We start from the raw sequence: 26,080 nt of genomic DNA on the forward strand, positions 1-26,080 counted from the left end.
CGGCGTCACGCGGGCACGTCACCGGAACGACGGTGGCGCCAGCCAGTTGGCGACCCACGGACACGCGCCTCCCCAACTGGACGGAGCCGGGCTCAGGGCACACCCGTCTCGCTCTCACCGACGACAAGCCCCGTTTTCCGCCTGCCGAAACAATGCCGTCACCGGGCGCACCCGGTGGGTCATCGCGCCGACCGACAGCCGTGAACCCTACCAGCCGCAACCGGCCCGGGAGGAGTCCGTTCTCACCAGCCGACAGTTAAGAATTCCACCGACCGCCGCCACCGTGGACAACGACGCTCACGGCCCGTGGATACGCCCGATCGACAGACCGTCCGATCACCGGAAACGACCGCCGCACTCAGCCGCGCAGTGCTGCGTCGATCCGGTCCAGACAGTCGCCCCAGGGCCGCGCCGGTACGACGGGCAGCCCGGCGGCGCGCGCCCGTTCGACCAGCCGATTGTTCACCTCGACGCTGACCTGAGCCCGATGCCGCTGCTCTCCGTACTGGGGTTCGCGGGCCAGGAAGTTCGCGACGATCTGGTCCTCATCGGACTCCTCCAGGACGAACGCCAGGACGCGCTTGCCGAAGCCGAGGGCCAAGCCCGGCAGCAGAACATCGCTTTCGAGCACGACAGGCGTCCGGGACTCCACATGGTCGGCAACAACAGCCCGATACGCGACCTGCACAGACTCCGCAGCCGCGAGATGCAGGTCGGCGGTCTTCGCAGGCGACCAACTGCCCGCCTCCGGATGGCTGTCCCAGTAGTGCAACAACGGCTGCTGCTCAGGCGTAGTGAGCGCCTTCAGCGCCGTGTACACGTCATCAGCCTCGCCCAGCGGCACGCCGTACCGCGAAGCCAGCCGCACCGCGACCGACGTCTTCCCGATCCCAGCCGCACCGCACAGCAAAGTCACCGTCCAGGACGGCGGCACAACAGCAGCCTCGGTCATACCACCGAAGTGTCCCGCTTCTGGTGGGCGAAGAGGGGATCGAACCCCCGACATCTTCCTTGTAAGGGAAGCGCTCTACCGCTGAGCTATTCGCCCGGATCAAACGACCGGTGGAGTCTACCTGAGGTTCAGACTTGCCAGTGCCTCCGCGTAGTTGTCGGGGTTGCGGGCTTCGGGGATGGGGTTGACGACGGACCAGCGGATGAGGCCGGTGCGGTCCACCACGAAGGTGCCGCGGAGGGCGCAGCCTCGGGCGGGGTCGAAGACGCCGTACGACGTTGCGATGGAGCCGTGCGGCCAGAAGTCGGTCAGCAGGCTGAACTCGAGCTTCTGGGCGTCGGCGTACGCCCGGAGGGTGAACATCGGGTCGCACGAGATCGCCAGGAACTCGGCGGCCGCGAGCAACTCCGGCCGGTCCCGCAGCGCGGCCAGTTCGCTCGTGCAGACCTGGCTGAAGGCATACGGGTAGAAGACCAGTACGACGTCCCGCCGGCCGCTGAAGTCGCTCAGCCGGACCTGTTCGCCGTACTGGTTGCGGGCGCTGAAGTCGGGTGCCCGGCTGCCGACGGCAGCGGCCACCTCAGCCTCGGCGGCCCGACTTCGGCACCACCAGTTTGGTGGCCGACCAGTCGTCGGTGACGCTCAGGGTGCTGGTCGTGGCCAGGCCGGCGACCGGAGCGGCCTCGGCGATGTCACTGCTCTCCACGTAGCCGTCGCGGCCGACCTTGGGGGTCAGTAGCCACACGACGCCGCCGGCCTTCAGATCGGTGAGGATGTCGAAGAAGGCATCGACCAGGTCTCCGTCGTCCTCGCGGAACCAGAGCAGCACCACGTCGACGACCTCGTCGGTCTCGTCGTCGACGAATGGTTCCCCGGTGATTTCCCGGATCGCGTCGCGGAGCTCGTCGCTGCAATCCTCGTCGTACCCGATCTCCTGAACGACCCAGCCGGCCTCCAGGCCGAGCCGGGAGGCCATGTTCGGCACCCCGCTCTTGCCGTCCGCGTGGTCCGCGGTCGCGCTCACGTGTCCTCCTCCGTGGTCCCCGCTTGCCCGGGGGTAGGTTTCAGTAGCGATAGTCCATCGTGACGTACCGCGTCGCGCAAGTATGCACCAGACTTCCGTGACGTGTCCGGTATCCGCGGGGTGGGTACAGTCCGTGTCCGCTCAGATCACGCGCGAACGACCGGAATCGGGCGCCTGTGGAAGGCGAAGTAGAACGCATTCCGAACAGGTGACAGGATTGCGGTGAAGACAACCAGAGAGAACGGCAGGACACCGTGGCTTCCGGACACGAACCACCAGCCATCATCACCGAGGGGATGCCCACCCAGCTCCCCGATATCGACCCCGACGAGACACGCGAGTGGGTCGAATCGCTCGACGCCGTCCTGGACGAACGGGGCAAGGCGCGAGCGCGCTACCTGATGCTCAAGCTGATCGAGCGGGCCCGGGAGCGACAGGTCGGGGTGCCCGCGCTGCGGAGCACCGACTACATCAACTCGATCCCGCCCGAGCGCGAGCCGTGGTTCCCCGGTGACGAGCACATCGAGCGCCGGATCCGGGCCTTCATCCGGTGGAACGCCGCGGTGATGGTGAGCAAGGCCAACCGCAAGGGCCTCGAGGTCGGCGGCCACATCGCCACCTACCAGTCCGCGGCCAGCCTGTACGAGGTCGGCTTCAACCACTTCTTCCGCGGCAAGGACCACCCCGGCGGCGGCGACCAGATCTTCATCCAGGGGCACGCCTCCCCCGGGATGTACGCGCGGGCGTTCCTCGAGGGCCGGCTGTCGGCCGACCAGCTCGACGGCTTCCGCCAGGAGGTGTCCCGCGGTCCGCACAACGGCCTGTCGTCGTACCCGCACCCGCGGTTGATGCCGGACTTCTGGGAGTTCCCGACCGTCTCGATGGGTCTGGCCGCGCTGAACTCGATCTACCAGGCGCGCTTCAACCGGTACCTGCACCACCGCGGCATCAAGGACACCAGCCAGCAGCACGTCTGGGCGTTCCTGGGTGACGGCGAGATGGGCGAGCCGGAGTCGCTCGGCGCGATCGGCCTGGCCGCCCGCGAGGAGCTGGACAACCTCACCTTCGTGATCAACTGCAACCTGCAGCAGCTGGACGGCCCGGTCCGTGGCAACGGCAAGGTCATCCAGGAGCTGGAGGCGTTCTTCCGCGGTGCCGGCTGGAACGTGATCAAGGTGATCTGGGGCCGCGAGTGGGACAACCTGCTCGCCCAGGACCACGACGGCGCGCTGGTGAACAAGATGAACACCACGCCGGACGGCCAGTTCCAGACCTACTCGGTCGAGTCCGGTGAGTACATCCGGAACAACTTCTTCGGCGGCGACCAGCGGCTCCAGCAGATGGTCAGCAACCTGTCCGACGAGGACCTGCGCAAACTCCCCCGCGGCGGTCACGACTACCGCAAGGTGTACGCCGCGTTCAAGAGCGCGACCGAGCACGTCGGGCAGCCGACGGTGATCCTGGCCCAGACCATCAAGGGCTGGACGATCGAGGCGCTGGAGGGCCGCAACGCGACCCACCAGATGAAGAAGCTGACCTCGGACGACCTGAAGGCGTTCCGCGACCGGCTCTACCTGCCGATCGAGGACTCCGCCCTCGAGGACGCGTACAACCCGCCGTACTTCCACCCCGGCACCGACTCGCCGGAGTACCAGTACATGATGGATCGGCGCAAGCAGCTCGGCGGCTCGCTGCCGCAGCGCCGGGTGGCGCCGAAGACCTCGTTGACGCTTCCTGGTGACGACGTCTACAAGCCGCTCAGCAAGGGCAGCAACGGCCCGGTGGCGACCACGATGGCCCTGGTCCGGCTGTTCCGGGATCTGATGAAGGACCCGGAGATCGGCGACCGGATCGTCCCGATCGCCCCCGACGAGTACCGCACGTTCGGCATGGACTCGATGTTCCCGACGGCCAAGATCTACAACCCGCACGGGCAGAACTACGAGGCCGTCGACCGCGCCCTGCTGCTGTCGTGGAAGGAGTCCCAGCAGGGCCAGCTGCTGCACGAGGGCATCAGCGAGGCCGGCGCGATGGGCTCGATGATCGCGGCCGGTACGGCGTACGCGACGCACGGCGAGCCGATGATCCCGTTCTACATCTTCTACTCGATGTTCGGCTTCCAGCGGACCGGTGACTCGCTCTGGGCGTTCGGCGACCAGCTCGGCCGGGGCTTCCTGGTCGGTGCGACCGCCGGGCGTACGACGCTGACCGGTGAGGGACTGCAGCACGCGGACGGTCACTCGCCGCTGCTGGCCTCGACCAACCCGGCGGCGGTGCACTACGACCCGGGCTTCGCCTACGAGGTCGCGTACATCGTGAAGGACGGCCTGCGCCGGATGTACGGCTACGGCCTGGACAAGGACAAGCCGTTCGGCGAGGACGTCTTCTACTACCTCACCGTGTACAACGAGCCCGTTCCCCAACCAGCAGAGCCGGCCGATCTTGATGTCGCGGGGCTGCTCAAGGGCATCTACCGCTTCAACGAGTACGAGACCGCCGAGGGTGACGACGTGCCGAGGGTGCAGCTGCTCGGGTCCGGCGTCGCGCTGCCGTGGGTCCGCAAGGCCCAGGAGATCCTCGCCGAGGAGTACTCGGTCGCCGCCGACATCTGGTCGGTGACGTCGTGGAACGAGCTGCGCCGGGACGCCGTGGCGGCCGAGCAGCACAACCTGCTGCACCCGGACGAGCCGGAGCAGGTGCCGTTCATCACCGAGCAACTGAAGGACACCAAGGGCCCGGTGGTCGCGGTCAGTGACTTCATGCGCGCGGTGCAGGACCAGATCTCCCGCTGGGTGCCGAACGACTACACGTCGCTGGGGACCGACGGCTGGGGCCTGGCCGACACCCGGGCCGCGGCGCGGCGGCACTTCCACGTCGACGCCGAGTCGATCGTCGTCGCCACGCTGGAGATCCTGGCCAAGCGCGGCGACGTCAAGCCGGAGGTCGCCGCCGAGGCGGCCCGCAAGTACCGCATCGACGACCCGACCGCGGTCGCCGGCGTGAAGCAAGAGGGCGCCGGCGCCTGACGCCGTCCGTCCTGACAGGCCCCTGGACCGGTTGGTCCAGGGGCCTGTTGTCTTGCGGCCCTACGACAAACCTCGTAGTCGGCGGCGTTCGCCAGTTGCGCATTCCGTCCGACGCGGCGGATGGGCCCGGATTTCTAGTGTCGTGGCATGACTGGCGCAAGTGTTGCTCTACTCGCGGGGACGGTGTCCACCCTCCTCTTCGCGTCGAGCACGCTGCCGATGGTGTTCAAGGCGATCCGGACCCGCGACCTCGCGTCGTACAGTCCGTGGAACCTCGTGCTCGCCAATGTCGGCAACGCCGTCCACTGCATCTACGTGGTGCACCTGCCGCCGGGGCCGATCTGGGCCCTGCACGGCTTCTACGTCGTGACGTCCGCGCTGATGCTGCTGTGGTGGCTGCGGTTCAACACCGCCCGGCGCGGCGTCGTCTCTGACGAGCGGAGGCTCGCATGAACACCATCATCATCGGCGCCGGCCAAGCAGGACTCGCGACCGGCTACCACCTGCAACGGCTCGGTCAGCCGTTCACGATCCTGGACGGCAACGCCCACGTCGGGGACCAGTGGCGCGCCCAGTGGGACACGCTCAAGCTCTACACCCCGGCGAAGTACGACGGCCTGCCCGGACTGCCGTTCCCCGGCCACCGGTGGAACTACCCCGGCAAGGACGAGGTCGCCGACTACCTCGAGTCGTACGCCGACCACTTCAAGCTCCCGATCCGGTCCAGCACCCGGGTCGACCGGCTGGAGCAGGTGAACAGCCACTGGGTCGCGCAGATCGGCGACGAGCGGATCGCGGCCGACAACGTGGTCGTGGCGACCGGCACCTTCGGCCGTACGCCGAACCTGCCGGACTTCGCCGTCGACCTCGACCCGGCGATCCGGCAGCTGCACTCCAGCGAGTACCGCCGGCCCGGCCAACTGAAGCCGGGGCCGGTCCTGGTGGTCGGCGGATCACACTCCGGCACCGACATCGCCTACGAGGTCGCGCAGACCCACCGAACCATCCTGTGCGGCCGCGACCCCGGACAGCTCCCGGTCCGGCCCGGCAAGCCGGGGCAGTCACTCTTCTGGCCGGTCTTCCTGTTCGTCGGGCGGCACATCGTCACCCGTCGGCTGCCGGTCGCGGACAAGGTGATGGAGGACCTGCGCTTCCGGGGCGGCCCGATGATCCGGGTGAAGCGCGCGGACCTGCTCGCGCGAGGGGTCGAGCGGGTCCACGACCGGGTCACCGGCGTCCAGGACGGCCTGCCCATGCTGGGTGACGGCCGGGCCGTGGAGGTGTCGAACGTGGTCTGGAGCACCGGCTTCCGGCAGGTGTTCGACTGGATCGACGAACCGGTGATCGGTGCCGACGGCTGGCCGCGGGAGCTGCGCGGGGTCGCCGCGGACGCGCCCGGCCTGTTCTTCTGCGGACTCAGCTTCCAGTACGCCTTCAGTTCGATGACCCTGCCCGGTGTCGGCCGGGACGCGGCGTACGTCGCCAAACGCATCGCGACCCGATCCCGTGCGGACCGGAGTCTTGCCGCCGCCTGACTCCGGGGCGCATCCTCGCAGGAGGGGATGGCAATGAACATCGTGGAGGATCTGGAGCGCGCCCGGGCGGCGTTCGACCGGCGGGACTGGGCGACGGCCTACGACCGGCTGTCGTCCACGGCCGACCTCGGCGGCGGCGATCTGGTCACGCTCGCCACCGCCGCATACCTGGTCGGCGACAACGACGCGTGCGTCCGCGGGCTGCAACGCGCGTACCGGCAGGAAGTTGACGAGGGCAACGTCCTGGGCGCGGTCCGAGTCGCGTTCTGGCTGGCGCTGGTGTTTAACATCCGCGGGGAGGTCGCCATCGGTCTCGGCTGGGCGGCCCGCGCCGAACGGCTGCTCGCCGACCAGGGCGACGTGGTCGAACGGGGATACCTCCTGATCCACGACTTCTTCCGCCACCTCAACCAGGGAGATGCCACCGGTGCCCTGCGCATCAGCGCCGAGATGACCGAGGTGGGCCGCCGGTTCGGCAATGCCGATCTGCTCGCCCAGGGCCTGGTCTGCCAGGGCCGGACCCTGATGTACGCCGGTCGCGTGCCGGAGGGACTGGCGTTGCTCGACGAAGCGATGGTCGGCGTCGCGGCCGGTGAGCTGTCGCCGATCTTCGCGGGCAACGTGTACTGCGCGATGATCGAGGCCTGCCAGGAGGTGCAGGACTTCGCCCGCGCCGCGGCGTGGACGGCGGCGCTGACCCGGTGGTGCGACACCCAGCCGGACCTGGTGCCGTTCACCGGACAGTGCGCCGTACATCGGGGTCAGATCCTGCGGCTGCACGGTGCGTACGGCGAGGCGCTGCAGGAGTACGACGAGGCCTGCCGGCGGTATGCGTCGTCGGGTGCGCAAGCGGCGGCCGGGCTGGCCTTGAGTGAGCGTGGCGACGTCCTGCGGATCCGTGGCGAGCTCGTGGCTGCGGAGAAGGCCTATGACGAGGCGGCCGGCTTCGGGTACGAGCCTCAGCCAGGACGGGCGTTGTTGCTACTCGCCCGCGGCCGCACGCCGGCGGCGGTCGGGACGGTACGGCGATTGCTCGCGGAGACGATCGGAGCGGTGTACCGGTCACGCCTGCTCGCGGGAGCGGTGGAGGTCCTGCTGGCCGATGGGGCTGTCGACGAGGCCGAGTCGGTCGCGGACGAGCTGGCGAGCATCGCGGCCGGCTTCGGGTGTGCCGGGTTGCGCGCGTGGGCGGCGTACTGCTTGGCGTTGGTGGCGCTGGAGCGTGGTGATCCCGATCGGGCGTTGCCGCAGGCGCGGGTTGCGCTACGACTGTGGACCGAACTGCAGGCGCCGTACGAGGTCGCGCGGACGAAGGTGCTGATCGGTCGGTCGTTCCGGTTGCTCGAGGACGAGGAATCGGCGGTGGCTGAACTGTCCGCCGCGGGCAAGACCTTCGCCGAGCTCGGCGCGGTCCCGGCCCGGCAGGAGGTCGAGAAACTGCTGCACGTCAGCACCGCGGGCGGTCTCACCGCGCGTGAGCTCGAGGTGCTGCGCCTGGTCGCGGACGGTCGGAGCAACGCGGAGATCGCGGAGCGGCTCGTGCTCAGTGACAAGACGGTGGCGCGGCATCTCACGAACATCTTCACCAAGCTCGACGTACCGTCCCGGACCGCGGCGGCGGCGTACGCCCGCGACCACGACCTGCTGTAGAAGGCTCTCGCGAGGGATCGCGTTCACTCTCGGGAGTGAGGTGCGGACGGGGTGTCCGGCCGGATGCTCGGAGGGTGCACACGACTGAGCGTCCCGTCCCGCGCTGGGCCTACCGTCTGGCCCACGTGATCCCGTTGCTGACTCTGCCGTCCGGGTTGTGGCGCCTCGGCCTGGTCGCCGGTTCCTCGATGGGCATGCTCGACGGCTCCGGCCGGCCGGCTCACCTGCAGGGCTTCGGCGAGGCGACGTACGTCGTCGTCCTCACCGTGTTCTCCGAGGCGGTCGCCCTGATCGCCTTCGGGCTGGTCAAACCCTGGGGCGAGGTGGCACCGCGCTGGATCCCCGTCATCGGCGGCCGTCGGGTCGCGCCGTACGCCGCGATCGTCCCGGCCGTCCTCGGCGCCCTCAGCCTGATCGCCATCTGGACCTTCGGCTTTCGAGACGTCTTCACCGACCACTTCATCCCGTTCTCCAGCACCGCCTGGAAAGCGCTGATGATCACCTGTTACGCCCCACTCCAACTCTGGGGCCCCGCCCTCCTCGTCCTCACCTACGCCTACTACCGCCGCCGCGTCAGCGCGAGCGAGGACGTGGTTTCAGTGCGATAGCGGGTAGCGGTGGAGCAGGCAGCGGGTCGCCGTCGTAGCCGGGGACCATGTCGAAACGGTCGTTGCCGTTCGCCAAGATGGCGGCCTGCCAGGCGTCGCGGGCAGCGACGATCTCCCCGTGCGAGCGGCCGATGAAGTTCCACCACATCACCAGGTGCTCCTCGAACGGTTCGCCGCCGAGCAGGAGGAAGCGCACACCGTTGCCAGAAGCAACCAATTCGACGGACCGGCGCCCGCCACCGAGGTAGGCCATCTCGCCGAAGCCCGGCGTCAGCTCCCCGACCGACAGCGAGCCGTCGACGATCAGTACGGCGTACTCGTTCGACACCGTCAGCGGCAACGAGAGCGTGCGACCGGGCTCGATGGTGATGTCGGCGCCGACGAGCGCCGAGTAGGCCGGCGCGGGTGAGGTGACACCGGCGACCGTGCCGATCATCACCGTCCCGCTGGCGCCGTCGAGCTCGAGCGACGGCAGGTCGGCGTAGGCGTTGAAGGCGGGTGCGACCGTCGTACGCACGGAGTCCGGCAGGGCGACCCACAGCTGGGCACCATGCAGGACCGGCGGCGCGGTCGGGGTCGAGACCTCCGAGTGCGCGATGCCGTTGCCGGCCGTCATGATGTTGAGCTCCCCCGGCCGCACGAACGCGTGCGATCCGACGCTGTCGCGGTGCTCGATCTCGCCTTCGAACAACCAGCTCACCGTCTGCAGACTCGTGTGCGGGTGCGGCGGGACCCGCATCCCGCGCTCCCCCGGTACGTCGTACGAGTCGACCCGGCTGGTGAGGTCGTCCGGTCCGTAGTGGTCGACGAAGCACCACGCCCCGACCATCCGGCGGTTCTTGTTCGGCAACAGCCGCCGTACCGTCGTCGTCCGCCCGAGCACGACCTCCCGCGGCTCCAGCAACTCCAACGTCGGGCCCCCGCCGTCCGAACCGTCGCACACCACCTCAGCCGGATCCTTCTCGAGATCGCTCATGACGCTGTCCATTCCAGGAGTTGCTTCTGGTCCCAGGTATTGATGACGCGGTCGGGCGTGACGCCGCAGTCTTCGGCGCGTTCGCAGCCGTAGACCTGCCAGTCGAGCTGTCCGGGCGCGTGCGCGTCGGTGTCGATGGAGAAGATGCATCCGGCCTCGACCGCGAGCGACAGCAGGCGCTTGGGTGGGTCGAGGCGTTCGGGGCGAGAGTTGATCTCGACCGCGGTGCCGAACTGGCGGCAAGCCTCGAAGACGACGTCCGCATCGAAGTCGGACTCCGGCCGGGTGCCGCGGCCGCCGGTGATCAGCCGGCCGGTGCAGTGGCCGAGGATGTCGACGTGCGGGTTCGCGACCGCACGAACCATCCGCTCGGTCATCGGCTCGGAGGCCATCCGCAGCTTGGAGTGCACGCTGGCGACGACGACGTCGAGCCGGGCCAGGATCTCGGTGTCGCAGTCGAGCGTGCCGTCCTCGAGGATGTCCACCTCGATCCCGTTCAGGATCGTGAACCCGTCCAGCTCGGCGCCGAGCCTTTTGTTGAGTTCGGCAACGACCTCGAGCTGCTGCAGCCGGCGCTCGCGGGACAGTCCGTTCGCGACCGTCAGCCGGGCCGAGTGGTCGGTCAGCGCCAGATACTTGTGCCCGAGCCGGTACGCCGTCCGCGCCATCTCCTCGATCGGGCTGCCGCCGTCGGACCACTCCGAGTGCAGATGCAGGTCGGCCTTCAGCGCCGCGCGCATCGCCTTGCCGGCCGTGGTCAGCGCGCCGGCCGACTCCTCCAGCTTGACCAGGTACGACGGAGTGGCGCCGTCCATCGCCTCGAGAATGACGGCCTCGGTCTTCGGCCCGATGCCCGCGAGCTCGGTCAGCGTGCCGGCTCGGCGGCGCGCTCGTACCTCGGCCGCCGGCAGGGCCGCGATGGTGTCGGCCGCTCGTCGGTAAGCCTTCACGCGGTGGGTCGGCTGCTGGTCGCGTTCCAGGTAATAGCCGATGGCTCGCAATGCCGCGACCGCCTCCGCCACACCCGCCTTGTCGCTCATACCCCCATCATGGCGGACTAAGGTCAGGGCGTGGCGAAGAGTGGCAAGGCGCATCTGGCCCGGGCCGAGCGGTTGCAGAACGCGACCGGGGCGCTCGCCACCGCGGCGATGGCGGCGATGGACGAGAACCTGCCGTGGTTCGGGAAGCTGTCGGCCCAGGACCGGTCCTGGATCGGGCTGGTCGCGCAGTCCGGGATCTCGGCGTTCGTCGAGTGGTTCCGCGATCCGGGCGCGCACTCGTCGATGCCGACCCGGATCTTCGGCTCGGCGCCGCGCGAGTTCACCCGGGTGATCTCGCTGCACCAGACCGTCGACCTGGTCCGGACCACGATCGAGACGATCGAGGACACCATCGGGGACCTGCTCCCGGCGGACGACGTACCCGTGGTCCGGGAGGCGATCCAGCGCTACGCCCGCGAGGTCGCCTTCGCCGCAGCCACGGTCTACGCGCAGGCCGCGGAGATGCGCGGCGCGTGGGACGCCCGGCTGGAAGCACTCCTGGTCGACTCGGTGATCCGCGGCGAGGCGGACGAGTCGGTCCGCTCTCGCGCCTCCGCCCTCGGCTGGACCGGAGTCGCCGGTACGTCGGGATCGGCCGAGGTCACGGTGGTGGTCGGACGCGCGCAAGCCACGGACGGGAACGCCAATCTGGCCGACGCCATCCGGCACGCGGCCCGCGAGGCGGGTGCTGACGCTCTGTGCGCGATGCAGGGCGACCGGCTGGTGGTGGTACTCGGTGGTACGAGTAAACCTGTCGAGATCGTACAAAAACTCGCTCAGTGGTTTGGACCTGGACCGATCGTCGTCGGTCCGGTCGTGAAAGACCTGATGGCGGCCGTGACCTCGGCTCGCGCGGCGGTGGCCGGGCTCCGTGCGGCACCGGCGTGGCCCGGTGCGCCCCGACCGGTCGAGGCCGACGAACTCCTGCCCGAACGGTCACTCTCCGGAGACGGCCACGCCCGTCGCCAGCTCGCCAACGACGTCTACGGCCCACTCACCGTAGGCGACGGCGTCCTGTGCGACACGGTTTCGGCGTACCTGGACTCCGGCGGCTCGATCGAGGCGACCGCCCGGGCGATGTTCATCCACGCCAATACCGTCCGGTACCGGTTGAAGCGTGTGGGCGATCTCACGGGCTACAACCCGCTGAATCCCCGCGACGCTTTCACACTTCGTGTCGCACTGACCTTGGGCCGCCTGCTCAATCCTGAGCCGGGAAGCTCCATTTTGTAGGATCTCCACAAGATCGGCCCAGGAGAATTCGTGCTGCTTTCCGGCTCACGATCGGCCGGGAGGAGGGAGAGTGGTCACGTGCTCGTCATCGTCGCGCCCGGTCAGGGTGCCCAGACCCCAGGATTCCTCGCGCCGTGGCTGGCAGATCCCACGTTCGAGAGCCGGCTCAACTGGCTCTCCGCGGTGGCCGGCCTCGACCTCGCCCACTACGGCACCGAAGCCGACGCGGACACGATCCGGGACACCGCGATCGCGCAGCCGCTACTCGTCGCGTCCAGCATGCTGGCCGCGCTGGCGGTGATCCCGCACCCGGCCGACGCCTTCAGCAAGGTCGGTGCCGTCGCCGGGCACAGCGTCGGTGAGATCGCGGCCGCCGCGGGTACCGGCGTACTCAGCGCCGAGCAGGCGATGGTGCTGGTCCGCGAGCGCGGTAAGGCGATGGCGTCGGCCGCCGCGCAGACGGCGACGTCGATGACCGCCGTCCTGGGCGGCGACCGGGACGAGGTCCTGGCCAAGCTCGCCGAGCACGGCCTGACCCCCGCGAACGACAACGGCCCCGGCCAGATCGTCGCCGCCGGCACGGTCGAGGAGCTGGCCGCGCTGGCCGCCGACCCGCCGGCCAAGACCCGGCTGATCCCGCTGTCCGTCGCCGGCGCGTTCCACACCAAGCACATGGAGCCGGCGGTCCAGACGCTGGCGAAGTACGCGACCGCGATCAGCACCCACGACCCGCGGACCCGCCTGATCTCGAACCGGGACGGCCAGGTCGTGCACGACGGCCGGGACGTGCTGCAGCGCCTCGTCACCCAGGTGAACGCGCCGGTCCGCTGGGACCTGTGCATGGAGACGATGGCCGATCTGCAGGTGACCGGCATCCTCGAGCTGCCGCCGGCGGGCACGCTGACCGGGATCGCGCGCCGGGCGCTGAAGGGCGTCGAGACGTTCGCGCTGAAGACACCGGACCAGCTCGACGACGCCCGCGCGTTCGTGGACAAGCACGGCAGCCCGTCCGAGATCGACGCCTCGCCGACGTGGCGGCTGCTGGTCGCTCCGATGAAGGGCACGTTCACCCGCTCCGAGCAGGTCGGCCGCGAGTCCGGTGACACGGTCGAGGCCGGCGAGGTGGTCGCGAAGGTGAAGAGTCTGCGCGACGAGCTCGAGGTCAAGGCCCCGCACGGCGGCATCGTCGTCGAGTGGCTCGTCGAGGAAGGCGACCCGGTCGCCCCCGGTCAGCCGCTAGTTCGCCTGCACCCCAACGGAGGCACCCAATGACCACGATCACTGCTTCGACCGGTGCGACGTACGCCGGGGTGCTCGGTATCGGGTCGTATCGACCGCGGCGCGTCGTACCGAACTCGGAGATCCTGGAGCAGATCGACTCCAGCGACGAGTGGATCCAGACCCGGTCCGGGATCAAGGAACGCCGCTGGGCCAGCGACGACGAGACCGTCCTGATGATGTCCGTGAACGCGGCCAAGGACGCGCTGGCCGAGTCCGGCATCGACCCGGCCCAGATCGGCTGCGTCATCGTCGCCACCGTCACGCACCTCTACCAGACGCCGGCGATCGCGACCCGGATCGCGGTCGAGGTGGGCGCGCCGACCGCGGCCGCGTTCGACATCTCCGCGGCCTGCGCCGGCTTCTGCTACGGCATCGCGATGGCCAGCGACATGGTCCGCGGCGGCAGCGCGAAGTATGTGCTGGCGATCGGGGTCGAGCGACTCAGCGACATCACCGACCGGACCGACCGCGGCACGGCGTTCATCTTCGCCGACGGCGCGGGTGCGGCAGTGGTGGGCCCGACCGACGAGCCGGGGATCGGCCCGGTGGTGTGGGGTTCCGACGGCACGCAGCACCGGGTGATCAGCCAGAAGGAGTCGTGGCAGGAGGCGGCCGGCAGCTCCCAGTGGCCGCACCTCACGATGGACGGCAACCCGGTGTTCCGGTGGGCGTCGTTCGAGATGGCGAAGACCGCACAGCAGGCGCTCGACGTGGCCGGTGTGAAGGCCGAGGACCTCGACCTGTTCGTGCCGCACCAGGCGAACATGCGGATCACCGACGCGATGCGGCGGGCGCTCAAGCTGCCCGAGCACATCAAGGTGGCCCGCGACATCGAGCGGCAGGGCAACACCTCGGCCGCGTCGATCCCGCTCGCGATCACCGCGATGCGCGAGTCCGGCGAGGCCAAGAGCGGCGACCTCGCCCTCATCATCGGCTTCGGCGCCGGATTGGTGTACGCCGCGCAAGTGATCCGGCTCCCCTAGCCGATGCTCCGGTAGCCCATAGTTGTCCGGGGCGGCTCAGGTGGCCGGCCCGGCTGTAGTCAGCCAGCGAAGATCCGAAAGGGAAACAACAAGATGGCCAGCACCGAAGAGATCCGTTCCAACCTCGCCGAGATCGTGAACGAGATCGCCGGCATCCCGGTCGAGGACGTCCAGCTGGACAAGTCCTTCACCGACGACCTCGACGTCGACTCGCTCTCCATGGTGGAGGTCGTGGTGGCCGCCGAGGAGAAGTTCGACGTGAAGATCCCCGACGACGAGGTCAAGAACCTGAAGACCGTCGGCGACGCGGTCGCGTTCATCGAGCGCGCCCAGAACGGCTGACACCGCCGTACCCGTGCTGGCCGGTGTTCATCGGGCCCAGGTCCGATGGACACCAGCACCGGCGCACCCACCCCTCGCTCCTGTCCCCAGATCTCTTGCAAAGGATGAGGTAAAGATGTCGAAGACCCGAGTCGTGATCACCGGGCTCGGAGCCACCACCCCGCTCGGGGGTGACGTGTCCAGCACCTGGGAAGGCCTGCTGGCCGGTCGCTCCGGCGCCCGGCGGCTGACCGACGAATGGGTGCAGAACCTCGCCGTCCAGATCGCCGCTCCGGCCGCGGTCGAGCCGACCGAGGTGCTCGAGCGGGTGAAGGCCCGACGCCTGGACCGGAACGCGCAGCTCGCCGTGGTCGCCGCCCGTGAGGCGTGGGCCGACGCGAGCCTGGAGGACTCCGGACTGGACAAGGAGCGGCTCGGCATCGCGGTCGCTTCCGGCATCGGCGGCCTGGGCACCACCCTGTCGAACTACGACGCGCTGAAGACCAACCCCCGCCGGGTGTCGCCGCTGGCGATCCCGATGCTGATGCCGAACTCGGCCGCGGCGTACGTGAGCCTGGAGTTCGGCGCGAAGGCCGGTGTGCACGCCCCCGTGTCCGCCTGTGCCTCCGGCAACGAGGCGATCTCGCTCGGCCTGGACCAGATCCGGCTCGGCCGCGCGGACGTCGTCCTGGCCGGTGGCACCGAGGGCGTGATCATGGCCCTGCCGCTGGCGGCGTTCGGGCAGATGATGGCGCTGAGCAAGCGCAACGACGAGCCGGAGCGGGCCTCGCGCCCGTGGGACGTGGACCGGGACGGCTTCCTGCTTGGTGAGGGCGCCGGGGTCCTGGTGCTGGAGTCGTACGAGCACGCGAAGGCCCGTGGCGCGAAGATCTACGCCGAACTCGCGGGAGCGGGGATCTCCGCCGACGGTCATGACATCGCGCAGCCTGACCCGACCGGTTCCGGTGCCCGCCGGGCGATGGAGCGGGCGCTGGCCGAGGGCGACCTCACCCCGGCCGACATCTTCCACATCAACGCGCACGCCACCTCGACCCCGCAGGGCGACATCGCGGAGTCGCTGGCGATCCGGCTGGCGCTCGGCAAGGACGCCGACCACGCGGTCGCGACCGCGCCGAAGTCGATGATCGGCCACCTGCTCGGCGCGGCCGGTGCGGTCGAGTCGATCGCGACCGTGCTCGCCCTGCACCACCGGGTGGTCCCGCCGACGATCAACGTGGACAAGCTCGACGACCAGATCGAGCTGGACATCGCGACCGAGCAGCGCAAGCTGGCCGACGGGGACCTCGCGGCGCTGAACAACTCGTTCGGCTTCGGCGGCCACAACGCCGCCATCGCCTTCAAAACTGTCTAACAAGCAGTTCCTTCCAAGACGGTCTAACAAGCAGTTCCTTCACCACCCCCCGGAGGACCACATGACGACCGCCGCCGCGGCTCCCAAGCCCGCCAAACTGCCCCGTGAGCTGGACCCGCGGAACCCGGTGACCCGGCTGACGAACCTGGTCGACCCGGGCAGCCTGGAGCTGATCACCCCGGACAACCTGTCGGGGATGATCGCGGCGCGCGGGACGATCGCGGGGGCGAAGGTCGTCGCGTTCTGCTCCGACGCCACCGTGATGGGTGGCGCGATGGGCGACGAGGGGTGCGACGTCGTGGTGACGGCGTACCAGGTCGCGCGCGAGGAGCAGGTGCCGATCATCGGCCTGTGGCACTCGGGTGGCGCGCGGCTGGCCGAGGGCGTGCTCAGCCTGCATGCGGTCGGCAAGATCTTCTACGCGATGACGCAGGCGTCGGGCAAGATCCCGCAGATCTCCGTCGTCCTCGGCCCGGCCGCGGGCGGAGCGGCGTACGGTCCGGCGCTGACCGACATCGTCATCCTCGGGCCGGAAGGCCGCATCTTCGTGACCGGGCCGGACGTGGTCCGATCCGTCACCGGTGAGGACGTCGACATGCTCCGGCTCGGCGGTCCCGAGCCGCACGGCCGGCGGTCCGGCGTCGTCCACATCACCACGGACACCGAGGCCGCCGCACTTGCCCAGGCGCGCCGGCTCGCGGACCTGCTCGCGAACCAGGGCACGGTGTCGACCGACGTGGCCGACACCGATCTGTCCGGGTTCCTGCCGGAGTCGGCCAAGCGTGCGTACGACGTCCATCCGCTGGTCGGAGGGGTGCTCGACGAGGACTCCTCCGTCGAACTGCACCAGCGGTGGGCGCCGAACATCGTCACCACGCTCGGTCGGCTGGGCGGCCGGACGGTCGGTGTGATCGCCAACAACCCGCTCCGGCTGGGTGGTTGCCTCGACGCGCTATCGGCGGAGAAGGCGTCCCGGTTCGTCCGGATGTGCGATGCCTTCGGGGTCCCGCTCGTCGTGCTCGTCGACGTACCGGGCTATCTGCCGGGTGTCGGTCAGGAGTGGGACGGCGTCGTACGACGTGGTGCGAAGCTGCTGCACGCGTTTGCGGAGGCCGTCGTACCGCGGGTGACGTTGGTGACGCGGAAGACGTACGGCGGTGCGTACATCGCGATGAACGCGCGGTCGCTGGGCGCGACCCGGGTGTTCGCGTGGCCGCAGGCCGAGGTCGCGGTGATGGGCGCGGTCGCCGCCGTCCGGGTGCTGCACCGCCGCAAGCTCGCCGAGGTCGATCCCGAACTGCGTCCCCAGGTCGAGGCGGAGCTCGCGATCGAACACGAGAAGATCGCCGGCGGTATCGACCGGGCTCGCGAGATCGGCGTCGTCGACGAGGTCGTGGACCCCACGCGCACCCGCTCAGCCCTGGCCACCGCGCTCGCCAAAGCCGAGTCAACCGGCCAGATCCGCGGCTGCCACGGCAACATCCCGCTGTAGCCGCGCCGCCTGGCTACATGCCCGGGCCGATGTCGCCAAGTCCGTTGGCCCCGCCACTGTCGGCGATCCGATGGAGCGGGCCCTGGATCTTCGCCTCGGTGATGTACTGGGCACCGCCGCCTTGGCTGAAGTAGCCCGAACTGTAGGGCAGGAGGGCCTTGCCGGCCTCCCAGTACGGAACCCGTCTGTTGCCGACCACAACCATTCGAACCTCGGGCTCCTCGCCCGCCCGCAGCCGGGCCGCGTCCTGCGCGCAGACCGCGATCTTCCGGGTCCCGTGCTTCGGCTGGTTCCAGACCACGTCGGTCGTCGACGGACCGTGCTGCGGGTTGAAGAAGCACGGCACCCGCCGCTCCGGCACCGGCTGGCCGGTACTTCGCGCGCGTACACAGACGATCGCGTACCGCCCAGAGGCGAGCGTGTCCGTGATCGTGCTGACGTCGTGCGCCGACTGAAGCTTCTCGACAGCCTGCTGAGCCGCCTCGTACGCCGCCAGCGCGCGCTGGTAGTCGAGCCGCCCGTCGGCGTCCAGGTCGTCGGTCCGGACCTGTTCGCCCAGCCGAGTCAGCTCTTCGCCGAACTCCGTCACGTCCTCGCCGGCCAGCCGCTCGATCTGGGCCAGTTCCTCGGCATCGACCTTCCGGGCCGCCCGGCGCACCAGCAACTGGCGCCCGGCCCCCACCATCGCCCCACCCGCCAAGACCACGAGGATCCACTCCATCGACCCACCATAGGTCGGGTACCAGTCCACGTCAGCCGCGTTTTGGTCACGACAACGCACGAAGGGCGCGGACCCTGAGGTCCGCGCCCTTCACGTGGTGCGGCCGCTGTTTGCGACAACCGGGGGTGTCCCGACACCCGGTGGCCCAGCGGCCACGGCCCCTCCCACCCATGTGAGATGTCTGATGCTCAGTCTCATCGAAAAGTTCGGGGAAGTCCTGCCCTTCATGGCTTTCTTCTGAAGTTCTCAGGATCCGTTCAGACGACTTGATGGAGCCACCGCACCGGCGCGCCGTCACCGGCGTACCGGAACGGCTCCAGCTCGTCGTCCCAGGGGCGGCCGAGCAAACGCTCGACCTCCTCGGTCAGATCGGCCTCACCGCTGGCCGCCTTCAGCATCGCGGCCTTCAGCCGCTCCTCGGGAACCATGATGTCGCCGTGGACGCCGGTCGTCGCGTGGAAGACGCCCAGCTCGGGCGTGAAGGAGTACCGCTCGCCTTCCACGCCGTTGCTCGGCTCCTCGGTCACCTCGAACCGGAGCTTCTGCCATCCGCGCAGGGCGGACGCCAGCTTCGCCGCCGTGCCGGCCTCGGCCTGCCACGACAGCTCGGCCCGGTACTGGCCCTGGGCCGCGGGCTGCGGCGTCCAGTCAAGTTTCACGGGCACGCCAAGGATGCCGCCCGCTGCCCACTCGACATGCGGGCACAACGCTGACGGCACCGTGTGGACGTAGAGAACGCCACGAGTCGTCGCCACCGGGACCTCCTGTGCTCGAGGGGCGCCTTCCCCAGCGTTCTCGAACAACCGCGTCGAACCCGGCGGTACCAGCATCCCACCGAGCACAAAGGCACCCCGCGGAACACTGCGTACATCTTGCACCACTGCCCCCACCAACACCAGCAACCTCGCCGTGTCAACTACATCACCGTCGTGTCGCGATCCTTCCCCGGCCGACTTTGTGCATCCCTCGGCCGACTTTGTGCATCAGATCCGTACGCCGAACACTGCACCGCACGGATCTGATGCACGAAGTGAGCTTGCTCAGGAACGCAGGCCTACGGGAAGCGGGTCCGGTTCGGTCATCGCGTCATGTCTGCGATGGCGATACGTGCGGCCGACGGGCACCCCTTGGTGAACCCGTAGAAGGGGCCGAAGTCGCGGATCGACGCGAACCCTGTCAGGTAAAGCCCGGCCAGGGACGTCTCGAGGCCCTCGGTCAGGGCGGGGAACCCCTCGGTTGTCGAGATCCGATCCACAACACCGCCCAGGTAAGGCACGCGAGCAAGGTCAGCCCGGTAACCGGAAGCGAAGACGACATGATCGGCTGTCAGCGCCGTGCCATCGGAGAGCGACAGCGTCACGTCGTGTTCGCTGACGGTCGTGTCGACCACCGCACACCCCGGATGGCTAGTCACGACGGCGTCAGGGATCCGCGGCACAAGCCAGGGTTCGAGGGTGAGGCGCCCGACCTGCCAGAACTCGGCAGCGATCGCTGTCTGCCGCTCGACGGAGAGGCTTCGCCACCATCCCCGGTGTGTCAGCGTCTGATCGACGTACTGGTCGACGAAGCGCCAGTTCACCTTGGCGAACTTCGGCGTGCTGTGGCGATGCACCACGTCCACACGCTCGGCGTCGTGGTCACACAGCAGGGCCGCCCACTCGTAGGCGCTTTGCCTGCCGCCGATGATCACCACCCTGGCACCGGCGAGCGATTCGAAGGAGACCAGTTCGGACGTATGTGAGCGGCGAGCAGGCGGGACATCGGCGTACCACTCCGGCAGGTTGAGGAAGTAGCCGATGCCGGGTGCCGCGAGTACCTTGTCCGCGGTGATCGTCGTACCGTCGTCCATCGTTGCCACGAAGCCTGCGTCCGGCTTGGTCAGGCCGGTCACGAGGCGGTCGTCGAGGTCGAGCCACTTGCGCTCGCGGAACCACTCCGTGTAGTCGAGGAAGACCGAGATCGGGATCGGGTCGAAGTCTTCGGGACGCATTCCCCGATCCTCGAAGAACGCCTCGAACGTGAACTCGCCGCTTCCGTCGAGATGCCAATCGGGGCCCGAACGCAGGAACATGTCAGCCGGCATCTGCTCGCGCCAGAAACCCATCGGGCGGCCGACTATGTGGGACTCGATGCCGTTGTCACGGGCAAACGCGGCCGCAGAGTAGGCATAAGGGCCTGCGCCGACGACCAGCAGATCCGTCCGGTCCGGCATCGTGTCTCCTGAAGGTGTGGCCAGAACGCGAGGTTGCGGGTGATGAGTCCGAGAATCCTCTCCCTGATGCGTTCGCGCCACCATGACCTCGGCGAAGAACGGGTCCGCGAACACCTGCGGGTTGTCGCTGGAGATCGGGAGTACGACGACCTGCAGGGTCGCCACGGGCACGGCTGAAACGCGGACTTACGGGAAGCGGGAGGCGAGGGCGATGCAGGCGCCGGCGGCGGCCAGCGTGAAGAGCATCGCGATCCCGGCGAACCGTGAGGTGACTTCCTTGTCGACCTTGTCGTAGCCGACCGAGGAGCCGATGTCCTTGTACACGTCCTTCAGCTCGCCCGCGGACTCGGCCGTGTAGGCCTCGCCGCCGGTGGTCTCGGCGATGCTGCGCAGCTCGGCCCGGTCCGGTGGCACCCGCTGGCGGATGCCGTCCATCTCGATGAAGCCGGAGTCGGTGCCGAAGCAGATCGTGTAGATCGGCGTGTTCTTCGCCTTCGCCGCCTGCGCGCCTTCCTGCGCGGTCCGGCCCACCGTTCGCTTGCCGTCGGACAGCAGCACGATCCGCGCCGGGGCCGGGTCGTTCGGGTGCGCCGGGTCGGGCGGGACCTGGGTGAGCGCCTGCAGCGACGTGAAGATGCCCTCACCGGTCGCGGTCGACTCGGCCAGCTCGAGCCCGTCCACCGAGCGCAGCACGGTGGCCCGGTCGGTGGTCGGCGGCACGATGATGGACGCCGTACCAGCGAAGTTGACCAGGGCAACGTTGAACTTGGCCGGCAGCTGGTTGATGAACTCCTTGGCCGAGTCCTTCGCCGCTTCCAGCCGGTTCGGCTCGATGTCGGTGGCCATCATCGACAGCGACACGTCGATCGCGACCACGATGGTGGCCCGCTCGCGCGGCACCTTGACCTCGTCCTTCGGCTGCGCGAACGCCACGATGCATGAGAGCGCGGCCAGCAGCGCCAGCGTCACCGCCAGGTGCCGCCGCCACTGCGGCCGGCGCGGCGCGACCCGGTCCAGCAGCGCGATGTTGGTGAACCGGAGCGCGTACTGCGCCCGCCGGTGCTGCAGGAAGATGTACGCCGCGACGACGACCGGGATGATGAGCAGGAACCACAACCTGGCCGGAGACAGGAACTCCATCAGCGAGCCACTCCCTTCGGCGGTTGGTGCAAGCGGGGCGCCACTCGCCGGTAGGCGAGGACGAACCGCACCGTGTCGGCGACCCAGTCACGGTCGGTCCGCAACACGAGGTGCCCCGCACCTACCCTACGCAGGGCGGCCCGGGTTCGTTCCCGCTGCGCGAGCGCGGCCACTCCGAACGCCTCCCGGATCTTGCGCCGGCGGGTGTCGATCTCCCGCACCTGGCCGGTCTCGGGGTCACCGATCGTGACGACGCCGATATTGGGGAGTTCCAGCTCGCGCGGGTCGACAACCTCCACCGCGAGGACCTGGTGCTGCGCGGTGAGCTTGCGCATCGCGCGCTCCCAGGACGGCTCGAGCCGACTGTCGACCTCGCCGTCCTCGGGGGTGAGAAAGTCGGACACGATGACCCGGAGTCCACGCTTGCGCTGCGTCCGCGCCATCGACTCCAGCGCGGCGGCCAGGTCGCTGCGACGGGCCTCCTCGTCACCGCTGAACTGCTCGGCCAGCAGCGCCCGGAGGAGACCGTAGAGCGCGAGCCGCCCGGACCGCGCCGGCCAGCGCCGCAGCGCCGAGTCACGCAGCATCAACCCACCGAACCGGTCACCCAACCGGTGCGTCAGGAAGCCGACGGTGGCAACGGCCGCCACTGCCAGCTCCCGCTTCTCCATCTGCGACGTACCGAAGTCCATCGAGCCGGACAGGTCCACCAGGGCCCAGGTCTCGAGCTCACGGTCCGCGATCAGGTCCCGGACGTGCGGAATGGTGGTCCGGGCGGTGACCGCCCAGTCCATCCGCCGTACGTCGTCGCCGACCTGGTACTCGCGGGCCTCGGCCAGCTCGGTGCCCGGACCCGGCAGCAGGCCCAGGTGCTCCCCGTGCAGATACCCCTCGAGGCGCCGTACGACGGTCAGCTCGAGCCGCCGGAGCGCACGTTCGGGTGCGAGCTGCGAGATCGTCATCGCAGCCCGCGGGTCTGGTCGGTTGGGCATTAGTGCTCCCCGGCCCGGAGCACTAGACGAACTCCGGGCGGCCGGTGCCGTCGGCGCCGTCGCGCCAGACCGGCTGCGGCGGGGGGACGGTGGCCAGGATGCGCTCGATCACGGCCCGCGGGTCGATGTTGTCGGCGACCGCGTCGAAGGTGAGGCCGAGCCGGTGACCCATCACGTCCAGCGCGACCGTCTGTACGTCGCTCGGCAGCAGGTAGTCCCGGCCGTGGATCAGCGCGAGCGCGCGGCCGGCCGCGATCATGCCGAGGGTGGCGCGCGGGCTGACGCCGAGCTCGATGATCGGCTCGAGGTCGGGCAGGTGGAAGTCTGACGGCGTCCGGGTGGCCATCACCAGGCGGACGGCGTACTCCGCGACGAGGTTGTGGACGAAGACCTGCTCGGCGGAGCGCTGCAGCTCCAGGATCGTCTCCGGCTTGAGCACCTGCCGCGGCTCCGGCGGGTCGACGCTCATCCGGCGGAGGATCTCGAACTCCTCGTGCCCGCGCGGGTGCGGCACGTCGATCTTGACCAGGAACCGGTCCCGCTGTGCCTCCGGCAGCGGATAGACGCCCTCGGACTCGATCGGGTTCTGGGTGGCGATCACGATGAACGGCTTCGGCATCGGGAAGGTCTGGCCGCCGATCGACACCTGCCGCTCGGCCATCAGCTCCAGCATCGCCGACTGCACCTTGGCCGGGGCCCGGTTCACCTCGTCGGCCAGGACGAAGTTCACGAACGTCGGGCCGAGCTCGATGTCGAACGTCTCCCGGGTCTGCCGGTAGATCCGGGTACCGACGATGTCGGACGGGACCAGGTCAGGGGTGAACTGGATCCGGGCGAACGTCCCGCCGACCACGCTGGCGAAGGTACGGACGGCGAGCGTCTTGGCGACACCCGGAACACCTTCGAGCAGACAGTGACCCTTGGCCAGCAGCGAGACCATCAAGGTCTCGACCATGTGCTCCTGGCCGACGATCACCCGCTTGACCTCGCTGATGGCTTCGCCGATCAGACGGGACTGCTGGGCCACCGATCCAGCCGGCACAGTGGTTTCGGTCATGCCTGTCCTTCCGGGGTCCACGCTCGGACCTTGTCATTCCCCACTTCACGCAACACCGGTCATTCCATCAGATCCCCGGGTCCCCCGGGCGCGTGGCCCACCAGGGTGTGTCTCGTGCTCCCCTGCAGTCGCGAGCAGGTGCCCGCCGAGGTGCCCGCCGAGCGCCGCGCAGCACGCAGGGGAGCACGAGACACACCCTAGGACCCGTCTTCATCCTCCCCGCCTGGGCAAATCGGCACACCTGGGCGGGAGGTGAGTGCAGGCTTGTGGCGACAGTGCTACCAGGGATGTGGTGGGATTGGGGGTGATGACTGCGACGGAATCACACACCGAGGTGCGGCCGGCCGATGCGCCGGCGGACGCGCCTGCGCGGGTGATTCCGGAGTCGCTACCGCTCCAGCCGGAGGATCCGCCGCGAGTCGGCGAATTCTGGCTCCGCGGGCGGCTCGGGGCGAACGCGGCCGGTTACCTGTACACGGCCAGTGACGAGACCGGCCGTGACGCGGTCGTCGCGATGATGACCGAGGGTTCCGCGGACGACGCGGCCGCCCGGGAGCGGTTCGTGAACGCGGTCGACGAACTGCCGGAAGACGCCGTACTGGCGCACAACGACGCGGACGATGACGACCTGGCACTGTGGGTGGCCGTCGGACCGATCCGGGCCGACGACGGGTCGAGCGCTGCGTCGGACGAGCACCTGATCGCGGAGCGGCGCGGTGAAGAGGTGTTGTCCGCGGTTCTGATGGATCGCGTCCCGCACGTCGGCCGGTTGCGCGGTCCCGACTTCCGGCATTACTGGGAGAGCCGGCGCCGGCCGGGCCTGTTCCGGATCTGGCCGCTGCCGTGGCCGAACGCGCTGCGCCCGGCGTCGCGGTGGGCGCTGGTCCTGGCGCTGCTGACGATGGCGTTGATCATGGCGCTGGCCGTGTTCCTTGCGTGGCTGCTGTTCCGGCATGCCGCGCCGCTGGAGCCCCAGCCGGTGATCCCGACGCCGACCGGCACCGTGACGGTGACGATCACCCCGACGACCCCGCCGCCGGGCACCGGCTCGCCGACCAACGGCACGACGCCGAGCCTGACGCCGTCGACCGGCCCGACCACCGGGATCCCGACCGGCATACCCAGCTCGCCAGGCACGCCAGGGGACCCGGGCGACAAGTTCTAGTCCGCCCGGCTCCACGACCTGACCCGGCCGGCGCCGGCCACCCGCCCCGCCCCGCCCACGCCGACCGGTTCTAGCGTTTAGCTCGGTCGGGCGGTCGGTTCGTCGCGGCGGATCAGGTTGAGCAGGGCGATCAGGCTGATGACGGCCCAGCTGCCTTCGAGCAGCAGGAAGCCCCACGACGACTCCGCCGCGGCGATCGCGGCGAGGACGCCGGAGCCGCCGAGGTTCAGCAGCTGATAAGTCAGAGTGCGCTGACGGAGTCGGCCCGCCTGGGCCGCCGCGAACGCGATCAGGATGGTGACCGCGCCGGCGATCTCGAGAACATCGAGTGCATGCATCGGAGTGCCCCTCCGGGGGCTGGGCGTCGTCTTGTCAGACCGGGTACGACGCCACTCGTCCAGGGATCCGCAGAGCGCGAAATCCTGCCCTCACGATAGCAAACGCAACAACTCGTCATCCCGCCACAACTGGGCCGGCACGGGCTGCCGGACCAGTGCCGCGTCGGCCCGGATCTCGGCCGGACTCGAGGCCGCGATCAGCACCGACGTGACCGCGGAATGCCTGCTGGGAAAGGCCAGCGCGGCCTGCGGCAGGGAGACGCCGTACCGCTCGCAGACGGCGGAGATCCGGCGCGCGTGGATCGCCGTCGGGTCGCTGGACTTCTCCACCTGCAGCACCTGCGGCGTCAGTACGCCCGACACGATCACCGACACCCCGCGAGCCAGGCAGCGATCCAACAGCGGCGCCGCGGACTGGTCGAGCAACGAGTACTGCCCGGCCAGGAGCACGCAGTCCAACTCCACGTCGCGCACCAGCCGATCGAGCTGCCGCCAGTCCCCCGCCGCGGCTCCGATCGCCTTGATCACACCGGCGCGCCGCAACTCGTCCAGTGCCGGGTACGCCGCTTCGTCGTCGGCAAGCACCAGGTCGACGGCGAGCCCGAGCCGCTCACTGCTCTTCCGCACCGACGTACGGGCGTCGTCCCCGACCACCTTCGTGGACACCAGGAACTCACCCCGGGGCCGCCGCTGCAGCGCCGTACCCAGTCGTCGTTCGGACTCGCCGTACGCCGGTGAGGTGTCGAAGAACCGGATGCCGGCCTGGTACGCCGCGTCCACGGTGGCGACCGCGGTGGCGTCGCCGGCCGGCCCTGGTGGCTCGCCGAGATGCGAGCCACCGAGACCGAAGCGCGGTGGCCGGAAGCCGATCGTCGCGTGCGGCGCGAGCGCGTAGCTTGGCGCGGGCATCGTCACCTCCGCTGGTCGGCAGTAGTTACCAGCATCGGGGGTTTGCGACGAGT

At 69.4% G+C, this 26,080-nt stretch carries 25 protein-coding genes, 1 tRNA gene, 1 pseudogene and 1 riboswitch; of the genes and pseudogenes, 13 read left to right on the forward strand and 14 right to left on the reverse strand.

What is annotated here, in order from left to right; genetic code table 11:
• Window positions 1-358: 358 nt before the first annotated feature.
• From AB0E63_RS22255 to AB0E63_RS22270, 4 genes are all read right to left on the reverse strand, one after another.
• Window positions 359-952 carry a hypothetical protein gene (locus tag AB0E63_RS22255; RefSeq protein WP_360369210.1) on the reverse strand — a complete coding sequence of 198 codons (594 nt, stop codon included), beginning with the start codon at window positions 950-952 and terminating at the stop codon, window positions 359-361.
• Between the two features lie 21 nt (window positions 953-973).
• A tRNA-Val gene (locus AB0E63_RS22260) sits at window positions 974-1,048 on the reverse strand.
• Window positions 1,049-1,069: 21 nt separating this feature from the next.
• The gene (locus tag AB0E63_RS22265; protein ID WP_360369212.1) at window positions 1,070-1,531 is read right to left on the reverse strand and encodes a peroxiredoxin; all 462 of its coding nucleotides are present in this window, start codon (window positions 1,529-1,531) and stop codon (window positions 1,070-1,072) included.
• A gap of 1 nt (window position 1,532) precedes the next feature.
• Entirely contained in the window at window positions 1,533-1,976 is a 444-nt protein-coding gene (locus tag AB0E63_RS22270; RefSeq protein WP_360369215.1) for a DUF3052 domain-containing protein, read from the reverse strand.
• 296 nt (window positions 1,977-2,272) lie between these two features.
• Here AB0E63_RS22270 and aceE point away from each other — a divergent pair, with 296 nt between their 5' ends.
• The 5 genes from aceE (at window position 2,273) to AB0E63_RS22295 (ending at window position 8,795) form a co-directional block, all read left to right on the forward strand.
• Window positions 2,273-5,002, forward strand: coding sequence for a pyruvate dehydrogenase (acetyl-transferring), homodimeric type (gene aceE / locus AB0E63_RS22275; protein WP_360369410.1), 2,730 nt, complete (start codon window positions 2,273-2,275; stop codon window positions 5,000-5,002).
• Window positions 5,003-5,149: 147 nt separating this feature from the next.
• Complete coding sequence (locus AB0E63_RS22280) at window positions 5,150-5,455, forward strand: hypothetical protein (RefSeq protein ID WP_360369218.1); 306 nt, start codon at window positions 5,150-5,152, stop codon at window positions 5,453-5,455.
• Window positions 5,452-6,537, forward strand: a complete 1,086-nt coding sequence (locus AB0E63_RS22285) for an NAD(P)/FAD-dependent oxidoreductase (protein ID WP_360369221.1) — start codon at window positions 5,452-5,454, stop codon at window positions 6,535-6,537. The genes AB0E63_RS22280 and AB0E63_RS22285 overlap by 4 nt, the downstream gene beginning before the upstream one ends.
• A gap of 33 nt (window positions 6,538-6,570) precedes the next feature.
• The gene (locus tag AB0E63_RS22290; protein WP_360369224.1) at window positions 6,571-8,187 is read left to right on the forward strand and encodes a response regulator transcription factor; all 1,617 of its coding nucleotides are present in this window, start codon (window positions 6,571-6,573) and stop codon (window positions 8,185-8,187) included.
• 74 nt (window positions 8,188-8,261) lie between these two features.
• A complete protein-coding gene (locus AB0E63_RS22295; RefSeq protein WP_360369227.1) occupies window positions 8,262-8,795 on the forward strand; it encodes a hypothetical protein in 534 nt (177 codons plus the stop codon).
• Here the strand turns inward: AB0E63_RS22295 and AB0E63_RS22300 are convergent.
• Together AB0E63_RS22300 and AB0E63_RS22305 are read right to left on the reverse strand one after the other, a co-directional pair.
• The gene (locus AB0E63_RS22300; protein ID WP_360369230.1) at window positions 8,761-9,771 is read right to left on the reverse strand and encodes a pirin family protein; all 1,011 of its coding nucleotides are present in this window, start codon (window positions 9,769-9,771) and stop codon (window positions 8,761-8,763) included. The genes AB0E63_RS22295 and AB0E63_RS22300 overlap by 35 nt on opposite strands.
• Window positions 9,768-10,811 (reverse strand): PHP domain-containing protein, encoded by a 1,044-nt coding sequence (locus tag AB0E63_RS22305; protein WP_360369233.1) that lies wholly within the window; start codon window positions 10,809-10,811, stop codon window positions 9,768-9,770. The genes AB0E63_RS22300 and AB0E63_RS22305 overlap by 4 nt, the downstream gene beginning before the upstream one ends.
• A 30-nt stretch (window positions 10,812-10,841) precedes the next feature.
• On the opposite strand from AB0E63_RS22305, the gene AB0E63_RS22310 reads away from it, so the two are divergent.
• The 6 genes from AB0E63_RS22310 (at window position 10,842) to AB0E63_RS22335 (ending at window position 17,493) form a co-directional block, all read left to right on the forward strand.
• Window positions 10,842-12,044, forward strand: a complete 1,203-nt coding sequence (locus AB0E63_RS22310; RefSeq protein ID WP_360369236.1) for a helix-turn-helix domain-containing protein — start codon at window positions 10,842-10,844, stop codon at window positions 12,042-12,044.
• Between the two features lie 78 nt (window positions 12,045-12,122).
• A complete protein-coding gene (locus tag AB0E63_RS22315) occupies window positions 12,123-13,316 on the forward strand; it encodes an acyltransferase domain-containing protein (protein WP_360369239.1) in 1,194 nt (397 codons plus the stop codon).
• Window positions 13,313-14,308 carry a beta-ketoacyl-ACP synthase III gene (locus tag AB0E63_RS22320; RefSeq protein ID WP_360369242.1) on the forward strand — a complete coding sequence of 332 codons (996 nt, stop codon included), beginning with the start codon at window positions 13,313-13,315 and terminating at the stop codon, window positions 14,306-14,308. Before AB0E63_RS22315 ends, AB0E63_RS22320 begins: the two co-directional genes overlap by 4 nt.
• 93 nt (window positions 14,309-14,401) lie before the next feature.
• A complete protein-coding gene (locus AB0E63_RS22325; protein ID WP_130446978.1) occupies window positions 14,402-14,650 on the forward strand; it encodes an acyl carrier protein in 249 nt (82 codons plus the stop codon).
• Window positions 14,651-14,765: 115 nt separating this feature from the next.
• Window positions 14,766-16,001 (forward strand): beta-ketoacyl-ACP synthase II, encoded by a 1,236-nt coding sequence (fabF, locus tag AB0E63_RS22330; protein WP_360369245.1) that lies wholly within the window; start codon window positions 14,766-14,768, stop codon window positions 15,999-16,001.
• Window positions 16,002-16,062: 61 nt separating this feature from the next.
• Entirely contained in the window at window positions 16,063-17,493 is a 1,431-nt protein-coding gene (locus tag AB0E63_RS22335) for a carboxyl transferase domain-containing protein (protein ID WP_360369248.1), read from the forward strand.
• A gap of 13 nt (window positions 17,494-17,506) precedes the next feature.
• On the opposite strand, the gene AB0E63_RS22340 is transcribed toward AB0E63_RS22335, so the two are convergent.
• From AB0E63_RS22340 to AB0E63_RS22350, 3 genes are all read right to left on the reverse strand, one after another.
• Window positions 17,507-18,214 (reverse strand): hypothetical protein, encoded by a 708-nt coding sequence (locus tag AB0E63_RS22340; protein ID WP_360369251.1) that lies wholly within the window; start codon window positions 18,212-18,214, stop codon window positions 17,507-17,509.
• A 257-nt stretch (window positions 18,215-18,471) separates the two neighbouring features.
• Complete coding sequence (locus AB0E63_RS22345) at window positions 18,472-18,969, reverse strand: DUF3145 domain-containing protein (protein WP_134118487.1); 498 nt, start codon at window positions 18,967-18,969, stop codon at window positions 18,472-18,474.
• Window positions 18,970-19,292: 323 nt separating this feature from the next.
• Window positions 19,293-20,426: an NAD(P)-binding domain-containing protein gene (locus AB0E63_RS22350; RefSeq protein ID WP_360369254.1), complete on the reverse strand. Its 1,134-nt coding sequence runs from the start codon at window positions 20,424-20,426 to the stop codon at window positions 19,293-19,295.
• A gap of 42 nt (window positions 20,427-20,468) precedes the next feature.
• Between AB0E63_RS22350 and AB0E63_RS22355 the strand changes: the two genes are divergently transcribed.
• Window positions 20,469-20,603, forward strand: coding sequence for a hypothetical protein (locus AB0E63_RS22355; protein ID WP_360369257.1), 135 nt, complete (start codon window positions 20,469-20,471; stop codon window positions 20,601-20,603).
• 9 nt (window positions 20,604-20,612) lie between these two features.
• Here the strand turns inward: AB0E63_RS22355 and AB0E63_RS22360 are convergent, their stop codons facing one another.
• The 3 genes and pseudogenes from AB0E63_RS22360 to AB0E63_RS22370 form a co-directional block, all read right to left on the reverse strand.
• Window positions 20,613-21,566: a VWA domain-containing protein gene (locus AB0E63_RS22360; protein ID WP_360369260.1), complete on the reverse strand. Its 954-nt coding sequence runs from the start codon at window positions 21,564-21,566 to the stop codon at window positions 20,613-20,615.
• Window positions 21,566-22,558 carry a DUF58 domain-containing protein gene (locus tag AB0E63_RS22365; RefSeq protein ID WP_360369263.1) on the reverse strand — a complete coding sequence of 331 codons (993 nt, stop codon included), beginning with the start codon at window positions 22,556-22,558 and terminating at the stop codon, window positions 21,566-21,568. Before AB0E63_RS22365 ends, AB0E63_RS22360 begins: the two co-directional genes overlap by 1 nt.
• Window positions 22,559-22,580: 22 nt before the next feature.
• Window positions 22,581-23,573, reverse strand: a pseudogene (locus AB0E63_RS22370) (MoxR family ATPase); the annotation flags it as partial.
• Window positions 23,574-23,922: 349 nt separating this feature from the next.
• Here AB0E63_RS22370 and AB0E63_RS22375 point away from each other — a divergent pair.
• Window positions 23,923-24,780, forward strand: a complete 858-nt coding sequence (locus tag AB0E63_RS22375) for a hypothetical protein (protein WP_360369266.1) — start codon at window positions 23,923-23,925, stop codon at window positions 24,778-24,780.
• Between the two features lie 77 nt (window positions 24,781-24,857).
• On the opposite strand, the gene AB0E63_RS22380 is transcribed toward AB0E63_RS22375, so the two are convergent.
• On the reverse strand, window positions 24,858-25,118 hold the full coding sequence (locus AB0E63_RS22380; RefSeq protein ID WP_360369269.1) for a hypothetical protein: 261 nt from the start codon (window positions 25,116-25,118) through the stop codon (window positions 24,858-24,860).
• A 20-nt stretch (window positions 25,119-25,138) separates the two neighbouring features.
• Window positions 25,139-25,204: riboswitch (guanidine-III (ykkC-III) riboswitch) on the reverse strand.
• 4 nt (window positions 25,205-25,208) lie between these two features.
• Window positions 25,209-26,027 (reverse strand): aldo/keto reductase, encoded by an 819-nt coding sequence (locus AB0E63_RS22385; protein ID WP_360369272.1) that lies wholly within the window; start codon window positions 26,025-26,027, stop codon window positions 25,209-25,211.
• Between the last annotated feature and the right edge of the window lie 53 nt (window positions 26,028-26,080).

Origin of the sequence: Kribbella sp. NPDC026596 (genome assembly GCF_040638415.1) — a bacterium.
Lineage (GTDB): Bacteria > Actinomycetota > Actinomycetes > Propionibacteriales > Kribbellaceae > Kribbella.

Bases quoted from the DNA above. Each gene is read 5' to 3' on its own strand.
- AB0E63_RS22255 (WP_360369210.1), bottom strand. From the start codon at position 952: ATGACCGAGGCTGCTGTTGTGCCGCCGTCCTGGACGGTGACTTTGCTG.
- aceE (WP_360369410.1), top strand. From the start codon at position 2,273: ATGCCCACCCAGCTCCCCGATATCGACCCCGACGAGACACGCGAGTGG.
- AB0E63_RS22280 (WP_360369218.1), top strand. From the start codon at position 5,150: ATGACTGGCGCAAGTGTTGCTCTACTCGCGGGGACGGTGTCCACCCTC.
- AB0E63_RS22285 (WP_360369221.1), top strand. From the start codon at position 5,452: ATGAACACCATCATCATCGGCGCCGGCCAAGCAGGACTCGCGACCGGC.
- AB0E63_RS22290 (WP_360369224.1), top strand. From the start codon at position 6,571: ATGAACATCGTGGAGGATCTGGAGCGCGCCCGGGCGGCGTTCGACCGG.
- AB0E63_RS22300 (WP_360369230.1), bottom strand. From the start codon at position 9,771: ATGAGCGATCTCGAGAAGGATCCGGCTGAGGTGGTGTGCGACGGTTCG.
- AB0E63_RS22305 (WP_360369233.1), bottom strand. From the start codon at position 10,811: ATGAGCGACAAGGCGGGTGTGGCGGAGGCGGTCGCGGCATTGCGAGCC.
- AB0E63_RS22320 (WP_360369242.1), top strand. From the start codon at position 13,313: ATGACCACGATCACTGCTTCGACCGGTGCGACGTACGCCGGGGTGCTC.
- AB0E63_RS22325 (WP_130446978.1), top strand. From the start codon at position 14,402: ATGGCCAGCACCGAAGAGATCCGTTCCAACCTCGCCGAGATCGTGAAC.
- fabF (WP_360369245.1), top strand. From the start codon at position 14,766: ATGTCGAAGACCCGAGTCGTGATCACCGGGCTCGGAGCCACCACCCCG.
- AB0E63_RS22335 (WP_360369248.1), top strand. From the start codon at position 16,063: ATGACGACCGCCGCCGCGGCTCCCAAGCCCGCCAAACTGCCCCGTGAG.
- AB0E63_RS22340 (WP_360369251.1), bottom strand. From the start codon at position 18,214: ATGGAGTGGATCCTCGTGGTCTTGGCGGGTGGGGCGATGGTGGGGGCC.
- AB0E63_RS22350 (WP_360369254.1), bottom strand. From the start codon at position 20,426: ATGCCGGACCGGACGGATCTGCTGGTCGTCGGCGCAGGCCCTTATGCC.
- AB0E63_RS22355 (WP_360369257.1), top strand. From the start codon at position 20,469: ATGAGTCCGAGAATCCTCTCCCTGATGCGTTCGCGCCACCATGACCTC.
- AB0E63_RS22360 (WP_360369260.1), bottom strand. From the start codon at position 21,566: ATGGAGTTCCTGTCTCCGGCCAGGTTGTGGTTCCTGCTCATCATCCCG.
- AB0E63_RS22365 (WP_360369263.1), bottom strand. From the start codon at position 22,558: ATGCCCAACCGACCAGACCCGCGGGCTGCGATGACGATCTCGCAGCTC.
- AB0E63_RS22375 (WP_360369266.1), top strand. From the start codon at position 23,923: ATGACTGCGACGGAATCACACACCGAGGTGCGGCCGGCCGATGCGCCG.
- AB0E63_RS22380 (WP_360369269.1), bottom strand. From the start codon at position 25,118: ATGCATGCACTCGATGTTCTCGAGATCGCCGGCGCGGTCACCATCCTG.
- AB0E63_RS22385 (WP_360369272.1), bottom strand. From the start codon at position 26,027: ATGCCCGCGCCAAGCTACGCGCTCGCGCCGCACGCGACGATCGGCTTC.